The organism is Loigolactobacillus iwatensis, assembly GCF_003950295.1.
Classification (GTDB): domain Bacteria; phylum Bacillota; class Bacilli; order Lactobacillales; family Lactobacillaceae; genus Loigolactobacillus; species Loigolactobacillus iwatensis.
This window is the reverse complement of record NZ_RHNP01000013.1, coordinates 14,085-27,016: the sequence shown is the minus strand read 5'-3', so window position 1 is coordinate 27,016 and position 12,932 is coordinate 14,085. Positions and strand designations below refer to the sequence as shown.

Annotated in this window: 12 protein-coding genes; 11 read left to right on the top strand and 1 reads right to left on the bottom strand. The window is 40.1% G+C overall.

Annotated features, from left to right (window positions below):
• Positions 1-22 precede the first annotated feature (22 nt).
• From EKM98_RS04905 to EKM98_RS04875, 7 genes are all read left to right on the top strand, one after another.
• On the top strand, positions 23-460 hold the full coding sequence (locus EKM98_RS04905) for a hypothetical protein (RefSeq protein ID WP_125980971.1): 438 nt from the start codon (positions 23-25) through the stop codon (positions 458-460).
• Between the two features lie 214 nt (positions 461-674).
• The gene (locus tag EKM98_RS04900; RefSeq protein ID WP_125980968.1) at positions 675-1,622 is read left to right on the top strand and encodes an SAP domain-containing protein; all 948 of its coding nucleotides are present in this window, start codon (positions 675-677) and stop codon (positions 1,620-1,622) included.
• 160 nt (positions 1,623-1,782) lie between these two features.
• On the top strand, positions 1,783-2,115 hold the full coding sequence (locus EKM98_RS04895; protein ID WP_068222231.1) for a hypothetical protein: 333 nt from the start codon (positions 1,783-1,785) through the stop codon (positions 2,113-2,115).
• Positions 2,116-2,373: 258 nt separating this feature from the next.
• Positions 2,374-3,801, top strand: coding sequence for a C69 family dipeptidase (locus EKM98_RS04890; protein ID WP_068222234.1), 1,428 nt, complete (start codon positions 2,374-2,376; stop codon positions 3,799-3,801).
• 233 nt (positions 3,802-4,034) lie between these two features.
• The gene (locus EKM98_RS04885) at positions 4,035-4,253 is read left to right on the top strand and encodes a hypothetical protein (protein WP_068222237.1); all 219 of its coding nucleotides are present in this window, start codon (positions 4,035-4,037) and stop codon (positions 4,251-4,253) included.
• Positions 4,237-4,764 carry a hypothetical protein gene (locus EKM98_RS04880; protein WP_068222241.1) on the top strand — a complete coding sequence of 176 codons (528 nt, stop codon included), beginning with the start codon at positions 4,237-4,239 and terminating at the stop codon, positions 4,762-4,764. Before EKM98_RS04885 ends, EKM98_RS04880 begins: the two co-directional genes overlap by 17 nt.
• 203 nt (positions 4,765-4,967) lie before the next feature.
• Positions 4,968-5,201 (top strand): hypothetical protein, encoded by a 234-nt coding sequence (locus tag EKM98_RS04875; protein ID WP_068222244.1) that lies wholly within the window; start codon positions 4,968-4,970, stop codon positions 5,199-5,201.
• 82 nt (positions 5,202-5,283) lie between these two features.
• On the opposite strand, the gene EKM98_RS04870 is transcribed toward EKM98_RS04875, so the two are convergent.
• Entirely contained in the window at positions 5,284-5,559 is a 276-nt protein-coding gene (locus EKM98_RS04870; RefSeq protein ID WP_068222245.1) for a hypothetical protein, read from the bottom strand.
• A gap of 312 nt (positions 5,560-5,871) precedes the next feature.
• On the opposite strand from EKM98_RS04870, the gene EKM98_RS04865 reads away from it, so the two are divergent.
• From EKM98_RS04865 to EKM98_RS04850, 4 genes are all read left to right on the top strand, one after another.
• The gene (locus EKM98_RS04865; RefSeq protein WP_125980967.1) at positions 5,872-6,627 is read left to right on the top strand and encodes a C40 family peptidase; all 756 of its coding nucleotides are present in this window, start codon (positions 5,872-5,874) and stop codon (positions 6,625-6,627) included.
• A gap of 251 nt (positions 6,628-6,878) precedes the next feature.
• Positions 6,879-7,373 carry a hypothetical protein gene (locus EKM98_RS04860; RefSeq protein WP_068222274.1) on the top strand — a complete coding sequence of 165 codons (495 nt, stop codon included), beginning with the start codon at positions 6,879-6,881 and terminating at the stop codon, positions 7,371-7,373.
• A gap of 184 nt (positions 7,374-7,557) precedes the next feature.
• Entirely contained in the window at positions 7,558-8,979 is a 1,422-nt protein-coding gene (locus EKM98_RS04855; protein ID WP_068222277.1) for a C69 family dipeptidase, read from the top strand.
• Between the two features lie 398 nt (positions 8,980-9,377).
• On the top strand, positions 9,378-12,932 hold the full coding sequence (locus EKM98_RS04850) for a PD-(D/E)XK nuclease family protein (RefSeq protein WP_125980965.1): 3,555 nt from the start codon (positions 9,378-9,380) through the stop codon (positions 12,930-12,932).

The following is a 12,932-nucleotide window of genomic DNA, read 5'->3' as shown; positions in this document are numbered from 1 at the left end:
GAGAAAATGTGGGGTTAGGCTGATGAATGTTAGGCATAATTTGGTTTTTATTTACTTGCTATTTTTGGCGTTTCAATTTGTTGCAATTGATACTTTTTGTCCGAACACGGCAGTACCGGCTAATTCAATGATTGAACTTAGCGAGCCATCCGATGGCAATAGTGGAAACTCTGGAAATACTGGGCGTGTTGGTCAAACCGGCAATGTTGGGAACGTTGGACGTCCTAGTAATATAGCTCAGCAGACGAAGAGCTTTTGGTCAACTTTAAAAGAGCAAATTGTTGCTTTAGACCAACAACACTTATCGATGAAAGGTTTGGCCTTTATGGTTTTTGGCCTAGAAGCATTTTTAACGGCACCAATGGTAATTTTCTCGGCATTATCCTTGCGGGTAGAGGAAAAGACTGCTGCGCGGCTGGCCCGAGAACGTCAAGCACGTTTGGTTTCGATTACTAACTAAAAAGTGAATTATTATAAAATTGGATGGGAGTGGGACAAAATTCGGTTTTGGCGCACGTTCTAGAGTAATGGTCGAAAATAGTGAGCGGTCAGGATAAAAGTCCTGGCCGCTTACTATTTGTATCTCTGAAAATTTTTAGCAGACTTCTATTTTATTTAGTTGACAGTTAGGTTATCACTGAGTAGTTTAGAAACAGTTAAAGAAGGGAACTGTGATGTTAACAAAAATGGAGATACTAGCCTTGAGTTTAGCAAATAATCAAAACAGTCATTATCAGCTTAATCAGCCGTTTTGGTGGCTACATTATCGTGTAGATCCAAAGACCTACTTAGCGGATTTGGTAACACAAGGCTATCTAACTATAACAAAGGATCCACTGATTGTTTTGCCACACTATACAGTTGCACAGTTAAAAACATTTTTGCGTTTTGAAGGGTTAAAAATTAGTGGTCGCAAGGCAGATTTGGTCAGGCGAATTAATCAACAGTGTGAACCTAGGTTAATTGGCCAAACTTTTTCATTACAATTTTATCAGGTGACTGAGCTTGGTGCGCAAATATTAAGGCAAAACAGTTATTTGCGAATTATTCATAATCATTACGCACCAGGGATTATTGATTATAAGCAGGCTGGGCTAATAAAGTTACCGCATTCAGGCCTATCTGAGAGAGAAACGATTATGCAGCTGCTGGTGGCGGCCGATGAACAAGCGGCAGATACTGGTTACTGGAGTCGCCGTTATTTAGTTGCTCACTTAACCTTTCAAAATAATTATGAGTGGCGGCGTTACGGAAGCGCACTCAGTGGCCTGCTGCAAAGTATTGCCATTGAATTGGCAGGTTTGTCGATGGCACAGCCAAATTTCAACTTGGAACAGTTGTTACGGCAGCATGATGTTTTAGATTATCGACTAACCTATTATAAAATTGAGGATTATTATGTTGTTGTTTTAAAACAATTAATGACAGAGTTTAATTTGACGTTACCGGATATTTTGGCCAATTTTAGTCAATTACGAAAGCAACTCAGGTTACCTTTTCAATTATTTAGTGATCAAGAAATGGATCAGATTATAGGCTATTCGTTGGCCGGAGATGAATTACAATTACAGCACCTCTATGGCCAGGCTCAACAAAATTGGAACAAAAAAATGGGTCAGTAGGTGGGTTTCAAAGATTGAATGATTAATCTTTGGTACCCGTTACTGATCCTTTTTTTATCCTCTTTTTTTAGTGATTCGTTTTGTAAGCTTTCAATACTTATAAACAGTAAAAAGGTCTACAATGAAAGAAGATTCATTATTTAATTAAGGGGATAATAAAATGCTGACTTTATTTCAATTATTAAAAACGTTAACTGCTGATGGTAAGCCGTTAACAAATGAGTTTAAAATTCAGATGACAGGTGATTCCAATTTTGATGAAGCACCAGATGGCTTGATTGAATTTTTTGCGGCCTACGTTAACCGCCACTATGCGGCTGTTGATCAATTAGATACAAATAATAATTTTAACGCTGACATTATTCAAAAAATGAAAACAACTTATCATTTAAAAAATCCAAGCATGGCAAGTTTACACGCCGAGTTAAGTCGCTTTGTTGAAAACGTAGATGTTCAGCCGAAAGCAAAAAAGATTTTAATTGACTTAAACTAGAGCGTGTTTGAAAAAGCATTCAGACACAAACTAATACGTTTCGCAAAAACTACTTTTTTGTAAGTTAAGCGCACTATGCTGTTCTTCAGATTTGTTAATGGCAGGCCAATCGGGTTTACTTAGAAATAAATTTGCGCAGTGATGGAGTGTGGCTCTTTTTGGAGTCAAAGGCTTATCGCTGTAAATGCTACTCTTTTTATCCGAAAAATATCGCATAATTAGAGTGGTAAATAAAATATAGTGACAGGAGATTGAATGATGACAGATAGAATTGAGCTTTCCGCCTGCACCTCAATAATGGTGGGCAAAAAGGCGTCACTTGATGGCGCAACCTATATTTCGCGTAACGAGGATCGTTTAATCGCGATTCACCCCAAAAAATTTTTGGTTCAGCCAGCTGTTTCTGGTCGTCAGGAAATTTACACTTCACCCTATAATGGTTTAACAGTGCCGCTACCTGAGCGTGGTTATCGTTATACTTCGACACCGAATGGCGATCAAAGTGATGGGCCAAACGAAGAAGATGGATTTAACGAAAAAAACGTTGGTGAAAGTGCAACGGAAAGTGTTTATGCAAACGAGCGCGTTTTAGCGTATGATCCGTTTGTGGAAAATGGTTTGGCCGAAGACTCAATGACAACGTTGGTCCTACCGTTTATTGATTCGGCTCGTGCGGGTGTTCGCTATCTAGGCGAGTTAGTAAAAAAATACGGTTCAGCAGAGGGTAACGGTGTGCAATTCAGTGATAGTGATGAGGTTTGGTATATGGAAATTGTTACCGGTCATCAGTGGGTTGCTGTTCGAATTCCTGATGATTGTTACGCTGTGGCGGCAAATCAAATTGCGATTGAAGCGATTGATTTTTCTGATTCAAATAATTATATGTGGGCTGATGGAATTCAACAATTTGTTGAGCAAAATCAACTGAATCCAGATACTGATCAGTGGAATTTCCGACATATTTTTGGTACGGATACGGAAAAGGATCATCACTACAACACACCACGAGTTTGGTTTGCGCAGCGCTATTTGAATCCCGAAATTGAGCAAGAACCAGAATCACCCAATCTACCATTTATTCGGCGAGCAAACCGAAAGATTACGGTGGAAGATGTTCAGTATATTCTGAAATCACATTACAATGAAACCAAATACGATCCGCTAGGTCATGGTAGTGAACATGATAAAAAAACTTACCGGGCAATTTCATTATCGCGAACTGCTAATTCTCATATCTTGCAGATGCGTGACAACAGTAAAAATGGGGCGGCCGGTGTGCAATGGCTTGGGTTTGGCGTTCCTAGTTTCTGTCCGCACGTTCCTTTTTTTAGCAACGCAACTGACACGGATGAATCTTACCGTAAGCTGCCCCAGGAGATGTCACTGGACAGCGCTTATTGGCTGTATGAGGCATTGGCAATGATCGTTGAATCGCATTATGCCGAATTTATTCAGGCCGATCTAGACTATCAAAAAGAGTTATCACAATGGGCTCGTACAAAAATAGCAAGTGTTGATGCGAAGGCAGAAAATTTAGCCGGTGATGAATTGACGGTTTATTTAACCCAACAAAATCATGAAATTGCTGCCCATTATAATCAGGCCACTAAAAAGTTATTGGCCGATTTAACAACGCAAGGCGCTGAATTATCTAGGCTTGTTTTTAAAATGGATCCTAATTTGTAGCAACGTTTTATACGACTGTTTGTCTATGAACGTGTTAAACTAAAATTGATCCATTAATCACTGCTCTAAGTAGATATTAATTTTAGCGCTTGCGCAAAAATAAACATTAAAGCTCTTAGGAGGGCCATGTTTCCAGGATGCGAAGTACGTGTTAGGAGAATGGACATCCTCCGTGAATAAGTATTTTAGCGCTTGCGCAAAATTAACATTAAAGCTCTTAGGAGGTAAATTTTATGTTAAAACACAAACAGTTTCATTCCAAACATGCTGATATGGCCAGAGGGTTAAAACCGTTGGTCACAAAGCCACAATTGTTAATTCCAATGGCATTAATCCACGTAATACCGCTCGCACTAACCATTCATGGCGTCTTTAAATTGGCCATCTACCATGAACAACATGAAATTGAGCGTGAAAGAACGAAGCAAGCACGTTATGCTACAAGATCATAATGTGGTAGAGGTTAAGCAACGCAACAAATTTAATCGATTGGTTGTGTTTAGTTTTATTTATTGTTTACCAATTATCTTTTTTGATTTCTTTTGGGTTGTTATGTTATCCAAGTCGATTCGCTTAGGCAACCGCCATAATTTTTGGTCCGTAGATACAACGGTTTGGTGGCTGCCAATAGTTTTTGTGCTTGGTGCACTTGTTATAAACTTGGCCTGGCAGTGGCCGGCTGGGCTTGTTGCTCGGCAAAATAACGATCAAACGTTATCGCGTCACGGGCTCTTACTTGATTTTGTTGGTGTTGGTGGTTGGATAAACGGGCTACTCAACTTAATTGTTGCTTTAGGTATTGGCTGGCTTTTACCTACGTTAATGCCAATTGTAGATGTTCGCAGTTGGTTTGCCATTTTGTGTGCTTTTTTAGGCATAGCGTCATTTTATAATGGTCAGGATGATTGGCTTTACAACCTGAATAAACATGAACGGTGGCCCACTAACGTCAATCATACGTAGTTTAACTAAGCCTACGAGTTACTTTTTTGCCGGATTTCAAATTCTTAAAGAATAGTTTGCAGGGTTGCTCTTAGAATTTACAAAGTAGAATCTGAATGTTTTTTAGACCACGCTCTGATGTTACGCGCTTCATTTAATGATTGGCGGAGATTATCTAGTAGTGTATGCTATAAAGAAATGCCCGTTATGGAGGAAGATAAGTCATGAACAGATATTATAAAGTTAGTTTTTATTTCAATGGTGGTTTGCGTGCTACTTATCATGCACAATTTGATTCGTTGGACGCAGCAACTGACGCCGTTACTAAAGACTTCTCAAACAAGAAACAATTGGCTGTTGCTGGCGGTTCGCTAGATACTGGTAAAGCAGTGGGATTTGATGTTGCACCAGCAAATACAGTTTCGCCAGATGTTGCTTTGATTTGGGATATGCTTTAATCAATAACAAAATAAAATGTGGAGTACGAAAACTTTCATAGCTATCCGAAAGTTTCGTACTCCACATTTTTTAGCACCAAAATTAAGATAATTTAAGGTGTTTACGTAAATAAGCAAGTAGCTGTGTTTCATTTTTAAAAATTCGTGGTCGTTTTTGACCATGTAAACGCAAATTGATCGAACTAATTTTCATTCGTCCAGTCCAAGTGTAACTATACTGAACAACATAACGGTTATTTAGATGATTTCTGCCGAAACGTAGGACGTAATAATTCTCAGGTGCGATCAATGGCGATACATAATTTTTTTTGTAATGAAAGCCATTTGCCTTTAAAAAGTTTTTAGTTTTTCTCAGCATTTCATCGCCACCTTTATTGTTCAATTAGGTTTTGTTTCTAATATGTTAATAATACAAGAAGTTGCGCCTAAAAGCCAGACCTTCGCTTGGATTCAAATTGTTATTCGCAAAGTTAAGTAATGATGTTAGAAAAGTGCTGGCCATAGTAAACTGCTAGAGCCATTCTTATTAACAACGCTATTAATAAAAATATTTGTCTAATATTTTTCATTTGTAATGGGGCTGTCATATGCAAGTCATAGGCCTGTAATTTCGGTCAGTTATAGTGGTGGTTGGAGTTAGAAAGTTCATTCTTAGTGAGGGGTACATATTATGACAGCAAAAAAGAATTTAACGAAGGTTATAACGGCTGGTGTGGTTGGAATTGCCGGTGTAACGTTATTGAGCATCCAGACAACAAGTGCTGATGCTGCAACCAAGGGGACCGTTACATATCATGGTGGTGCGACGACTGTTTGGGATAACAACTCAAATGCACCACGGCCCTTACGCTATTTAGTTGAAGGACAATCCGTTAATATTGAAGGCACAAAACAGGCCTTAGGTGAAAAATGGTATAACATCGGTAACGATCAATGGGTACCGGCGAAGTACTTAAAGGCAACTGATGATCAGCCTACTGTAACGACAGCGCAGACAGCGGCACAACCAACTGCAGCAACAACGACTAATCAAAAGCAAACAACGACGACAACTGAACAAACAACAACTGCGGCCCAAAAAGTGGTGGCTGCTGCTAAGTCACAGATTGGTGTTCCTTATGTCTGGGGCGGTGTAACACCCGGTCAGGGACTAGATTGCTCAGGGTTAACTGCCTACGCCTATAGTCAGGCTGGGGTTCAACTGAATCATTACACGGTTTCTCAGGAAAGCGCCGGCCAGCAAGTTGCGCTTAATCAAATGCAACCTGGTGACCTTGTATTTTGGGGTGGCGTTGGTGCAACCTACCATGTAGGCATTTATATTGGAAATAATCAATATGTTGCTGCACCACAACCAGGACAAAGCGTTGAAATCGAGACAATTTCAAATTACTTTATGCCATCATTTGGTGTCCATGTTTTATAAACTAGGGAGTGTTTGGAAACAATAAGAGGCTAGAATTTTTGTCCCAGTTTCTTAATTTTGTGTACGATGGCCGTTCTTGTGGCAAAGTAGCTGCCCAGTTACTTTTTTAATTTAAATAATCATTTTTCATAAATAGCAAGTTAAACCGGGTTTAATTCTGGGTTTAGCCTGCTATTTTTTGACTTTGTCGTAATACTATTGTAATATAAATGTAATAAATATAATTTTTCTTTTGATTGTAGGTGATATTGTTGGAAACAGAACGACAATTGTTGAAGGAAAAACAACGAAAAATGTTGATTTATTTAGCGGACCTTTATACACAACATGTTGCTGACCACGAAGCAGGAAGCCGGCCGGCCAATTGTGCAATTTGTCATGAAATAAAAGTGGTTCATGAAATTACGACGGATTTGGCTCAAGAATTAAAAAATTCTGAAAAAATCGGCTCAATTAGGCGTAGTCGCCGACCGCGGCAACAACAAAACGTTGGTGTACCAATTTACCGTTTGACGGTCCGTGTGGGGGAAGTTTATTTGGTGCGGGCGGTTAGTTTGGCCGCGGCCATTCAGGTTGTTTTGACGAACAATCAAAAAGTGTTAGCCTACGCGACAATTGATCCAACGCTATACAAGACTATTCCGCTAACGGATTTGCCTGAACGAAATCTGGCTGTTTTTGTGCAAAAGCACCCTGATTTTACCGGAATGATAGGTCGGGTAAGAACGTCGTTAGTGGCATCATAAAAATAATAAATTTATTGGGTGCTGTTACGCCACGATTAGGTAGGGGTAACTGTGCTTTTTTAGTAGGTTAAAAGAAGTATTTCTGAACGTGCTTTGGACTAATGTTCAAAATCTAAACGCTCCCACCACTATTGCGTTGTTTTTGGCAAACGACTAAACTTAAAGTATGAAAGGGAGTGGCAAAATGTCAACTAAACACTCATCGTGTACTGCCATTTTGGTCGGAAAAAAGGCAAGTCTCGATGGTTCAACTATGATTGCCAGAAACGAGGATGGATACGGACCAATCAATCCAAAAAAATTCGTTGTACATGCCGCAAGAGCTTCAAAGGGTGAAGTGTTTACTTCTCCAGAAACTGGGATGGTTGTGCCGTTACCGGCGCACGCTTACCGTTACACAGCAGAGCCTAATTATCGGCCCAACGATGGCTTTTATGAAGAAGCCGGGATTAACGAAAAGAACGTTGCTATGTCCGCAACGGAGACAACTTTTACAAACCCCCGGGTATTAGGTTTTGATCCACTGGTTCTGAATGGGCTTAATGAAGAGGCAATGACGACGCTTGTTTTACCATACATTGACTCGGCCCGCGCTGGTGTTCAACGATTAGGCGATTTAATTGAAAAATACGGAACAGGTGAAAGTAACGGAATTGCTTTTTCTGATCATGATGAGGTTTGGTACATGGAAACAGCAGGTGGGCACCATTGGATTGCCCAACGAATTCCTGATGACGCTTACGCCATTGCCCCTAATCAGATTAATATTCAGGAAATTGATTTTGACCAACCAGAACAGTTTATGTGGTCAACTGATTTGGCTAAATTTGTTGCCGATCATCATTTAAATGCTCATCCAGGGCACTTTAATTATCGGCAAATTTTTGGAACACACACTGAAAGTGATGCCCATTATAATACGCCTCGAGCTTGGTATGGTCAGCGCTTATTTACACCGAGTGTTGAACAAGAGCCAACGAGTCAAGAAATTCCGTTTATCCAACACGCTGACCGTAAATTAGCAGTGGAGGATTTACAGTACTTTTTGAGTTCGCATTATCAAGAAACACCGTATGATCCTTTTGGAAAAGGAACAAAAGAACAGAAAACAACTTTCCGTTCAATTGCGTTAGATCGTAATCAAGTGTCACATATTTTACAGATTCGTAACCATGTGGCGCCGGAGTACGCCGGTATTCAGTGGATAGCGATGGGCTTTTTTGCATACAGCCCGTACGTGCCGTTCTTCACTAACATTAATGATACGCCAGAAAATTATCGCAATACGACTAAAGCGGTTGATTTAGACAATGCTTACTGGCTTTATAAGTCATTGGGCGTCCTAGTTGAACCTCACTATCATGATTTTGTTGAGCAAATTAATGAGTATCGCGATGCTTGCCAAGCGCAAGTACGGAATGCCGTTGAGTTAACTGACCAACAGGCAGCTGAGCTAAGTGGGGCCAAATTAACCGATTATTTAACGCAACAAAATGAGTTAGCGGCAGCTAAAATTACTAAAAACACTAAATTATTAATGGACTCATTAGTCAAGCAATCGTTAAACTTATCACCGATTACTTTTGAGCCAGGCGATAATTTATAGTGCAAGGTAATATTCTGGAGATTTGTTTGTGTAGTTTAATTAAATGAATGAGTTATCTTTAAAAATAGTGGTAGTAAATTTGCGTTACGCTTGCAAATTTACTACCATTATTTTAAAAATCAAAAGCAAACATACGTTCAAAGCAAACGAGGATTATACTAAGTTTTATGGTAAAATTAAAGTAAGCAGGAAGGTAGTTTAATCGTATTTTCCAAACCGATTTAAACGTGTGTGAAAAAGTAGATTACTGTACCCGCCATATTTTGTTTGGCTAATTTTTGCAATGACTGGCGCGCTTAGACAAATTAGCTTGGAAAGCATAATTGTGGGTCCTGTAATTGTATTTGTGGCGTAGAACCCGGGCGCTTTTTCAAACACTTTATGAAAGGAAGTTGACGATGAGCTTACAGTTTGTAATTGGAAAGGCCAGCCAAGACCACCGAAGAGTGATGTTAGCACAGTTGGGTCGGCAGTTAGATGCTGATCCAGAGGGCCATTTTTTTTATTTGATTCCTAACCACATCAAGTTTAGTTCAGAAGTTGCCATTTTAAATGCGTTACAGCAGCGGCAAGCTAAGACTTCAATGGTTTACGCTGAACAAAACGTACAGGTCTTTTCGTTTTCACGGTTGGCTTGGTATTTCATGAAGAACACACCTTATTATCAATTGCCAAGGTTAGATAAGGCTGGATTGAATATGCTGATGTATCAAACTGTTACGCAGCATGCGGCCGAACTAACAATTTTTCGGGGCGAGTTAACGCAGCCAGGTTTCATTGCCCAATTGGTTGATCAGTTAATGAACTTAAAAACTGGCTGTGTTACTAGCGAAGATCTACAAGCAATCGGCGAAAAATTAGATCCTAAGGCAGATATTGCGGCTAAAGTGGCCGATTTAGCGGTAATCTATCAGGCGTTTGATGCAGCGATGGCTGGCCGGTACGTTGCAAATACAGATTTACTCAACGCTTTAAGTGACTATTTGGCCCAGGAAGATTTAAGTCACAGTTATTTTTACATTGAAGGCTTTGCACAATTATCGGCTCAAGAATATCGTTTACTAACAACCTTGTTGACACACGCGGCTAAAGTAACGGTTAGTTTAACCCTTGATCAAGCCTATACTAATGAATTGCCCACTTTAGAAAATCTCTTTTTTCAATCAGGTAAGGTTTACCACCAACTCTATCAAACTGCACGCCGTTTTCATATTCCAATTGCGACGGATTTGCGGGCTCAACAGCCGCGGGTGAGTGCGGGCTTACAACAATTAGAAAATTATTGGATTCAGTCAACCAACGGCGGGAATATTCAAAGTGAAACCCTAACGCAAGCGACCACGCTCCAATTAATGTGTACTGACACTCGGTATGCAGAAGTTATGCGTGTTGCGACTAAAATTCGGCAAATGGTTGCGCTAGAGGGTTACCACTACCGGGATTTTTTGGTGTTAACACGGCATTTAGATGCTTACGAAACAATTTTGGCACCAATTTTTCAAAAGCAGCAAATTCCTTACTTTGATGATTTACAACACAGCATGGTTGATCATCCTTTAGTTGAATTAATTAATGCGCTGTTTGCAGTTAAAGATCATTTTTATCGTTATCAGGATATGATGCGTTTATTAAAAACAGAGCTTTTTTTACCTAAGGTTCAGGGTAAAACAATGGCACTCGAAGATTTTCGGCAGGCCGTTGATTTAACCGAAAATATGGTGTTGAAGTTTGGCTTTACCGGAAAACAATGGTTACGTAAAGACGACTGGCAGTACTACCGCTTTGATGAGCAAGATTTTGGAACCGTCTCGGACCGTGATCAAGTGATAACTAAGCAAGTTAACATTATTCGGAATTTTATTAAGCAAAGTTTACCACCGCTTTTTAAAAAGTTAGATTACGTTAAAACTGGGAGCCAGGCCGTTGTGGCAATTTATCAGTTTTTAGTCAAATGGGGCGTACCTGATCAACTATTAAATTGGCGTGATCAGGCGGTTGAACGTGGTAATTTAACGGCCGCAGCACAACCAGAACAAACTTGGCAGACTTTCTGCAGTATGTTGGATGAATACGTCACAATTTTAGGCGATAGTGACTTTGATAGTACCAATTTTTTGGCGCTCTTTCAGGCTGGATTTCAGGGCGCCAGTTATTCACAAATTCCATCAACTTTGGATCAGGTGCTAGTTTCGGAAACGGGGATTGTTCAAACTGATGAGCGTAAAGTAATTTTTATGATTGGCGCCACTAATTTGGTCATGCCTGACCGAATAGGTGAAAACCAATTGCTTTCAGACAGTGATCAAGAAAAGCTAACCGCGACACTACCGGCGGAACATTATTTACCAGATGGCGCGTTGGCCCAGATGGCCTTTGAACCGTACCTTAATTATTTAGCGTTTTTGAGCGGGAAAGAGCGGCTTATTTTTACTTACCCTATGACGGCGGATGATGGTGCTTCATTACAGCCGTCGCCATACGTTGAACGAATTCGGCGCTATTTTCATTTAACTTGGCAGTATTGCCCGACGTGCCCGCAGTTGACGGCAAATAAAATTGCAACGTATGTAGGCTCGAAGCGAAGTGCTTTGACTAATTTAATTCAAATCAGTCGAGATGCAATTGCGCAGAAGAAAGAGCTGCCAGTGGCTTGGCTTTACGTTTACCGCCTATTACGTCAAGATCCTAATTATCAACAGCTGACGGCAAAACTAATGGCCAGTTTGAATTATCGGAATATTCCAGTGCAATTAAAGCCTGACATTGTTACCAGTTTGTATGGTAAATCGATTAATACATCCATTTCAAAGCTCGAGGAATTTTATCAAAATGAATACGCTTATTTTCTAAAGTACGGTTTAAAATTACGTGAGCGTGATGTTTTCGAACTGTCACCGGCTAGTACGGGAGAATTTTACCATATGGCGTTGGATCATTTATTACGTCAAGTACAGGCCGATGGGCGAACGATCGCCGAATTAAAACTAACGGAAATCGATCACTTAGTAGATCATATTTTAAACGAAATGCGCGAGTTGCCCCAATTTCAGATTTTAAATAGTTCTAACCGGATGGCCTATATTGCTCGGCAACTGGCCGGAACGGTTAAACAAATGAGTCATGCGCTGCAACATCAGGGCCAAAAATCACGGATGGCGCCACTACGAACGGAAGTTTTATTTGGCCATGTCGGTAGCAAAGAAGGACTGAAATCATTAGACTTTAATCTGCCACAGGGACGTGCGGTTCACGTTCGAGGGAAGATTGATCGCATTGATCAATTGGTTGTTGGCCAAGAACGTTATTTAGGAATTGTGGATTATAAATCTAGTGAGCATAAGTTTAGTTTCAGCGATGCTTACTATGGACTGGCCTTGCAGATGTTAACCTATTTAGACGCAATGAAAAAGAATGTGGGTCAATTGGCCGGTGGTAACGCGGTAAAGCTGGCTGGGGCACTATACATGCATTTACAGAATCCTAAGTTAAAGCTAAAGGACGTACTTAGCAAAGGGTTTGATGATGCATTACTAGCAACCAATAAATATGATGGGATTTTATTAAATGATTTAACGTTGCTTGATAATTTGGATCAAGATTTAGCTGATGAAAAGAGTGGCTACTCACAGGTTTACCCGCTTTATAAAAAGGCAAGTGGCGGCTATAGTCCTCACCAAAGTAACCTGGTTACTGAAAGTGAGTTAGAGTTGCTACTTCAGCATAACGAGACGTTAATTAGACAGGCGGCACAGGGTATTTTTAATGGGGATTTAAAATTAAATCCGGTTAAGTGGCCAGATAATCATACTGCCTTACAGTACTCACCGTATAAGTCAATTTTCCAATTTGACGCTATGCTACCGGAAAATAATTACCACCAATTAAATACACTCCAGCCAGAGGATGTTGTGGCTATGTTGGCGGCTGAAAAACGGCAGAGGAAGGAAGACTAA

Bases quoted from the DNA above. Each gene is read 5' to 3' on its own strand.
- EKM98_RS04880 (WP_068222241.1), top strand. From the start codon at position 4,237: ATGCTACAAGATCATAATGTGGTAGAGGTTAAGCAACGCAACAAATTT.
- EKM98_RS04855 (WP_068222277.1), top strand. From the start codon at position 7,558: ATGTCAACTAAACACTCATCGTGTACTGCCATTTTGGTCGGAAAAAAG.
- EKM98_RS04890 (WP_068222234.1), top strand. From the start codon at position 2,374: ATGACAGATAGAATTGAGCTTTCCGCCTGCACCTCAATAATGGTGGGC.
- EKM98_RS04875 (WP_068222244.1), top strand. From the start codon at position 4,968: ATGAACAGATATTATAAAGTTAGTTTTTATTTCAATGGTGGTTTGCGT.
- EKM98_RS04885 (WP_068222237.1), top strand. From the start codon at position 4,035: ATGTTAAAACACAAACAGTTTCATTCCAAACATGCTGATATGGCCAGA.
- EKM98_RS04905 (WP_125980971.1), top strand. From the start codon at position 23: ATGAATGTTAGGCATAATTTGGTTTTTATTTACTTGCTATTTTTGGCG.
- EKM98_RS04850 (WP_125980965.1), top strand. From the start codon at position 9,378: ATGAGCTTACAGTTTGTAATTGGAAAGGCCAGCCAAGACCACCGAAGA.
- EKM98_RS04870 (WP_068222245.1), bottom strand. From the start codon at position 5,559: ATGCTGAGAAAAACTAAAAACTTTTTAAAGGCAAATGGCTTTCATTAC.
- EKM98_RS04865 (WP_125980967.1), top strand. From the start codon at position 5,872: ATGACAGCAAAAAAGAATTTAACGAAGGTTATAACGGCTGGTGTGGTT.
- EKM98_RS04900 (WP_125980968.1), top strand. From the start codon at position 675: ATGTTAACAAAAATGGAGATACTAGCCTTGAGTTTAGCAAATAATCAA.
- EKM98_RS04895 (WP_068222231.1), top strand. From the start codon at position 1,783: ATGCTGACTTTATTTCAATTATTAAAAACGTTAACTGCTGATGGTAAG.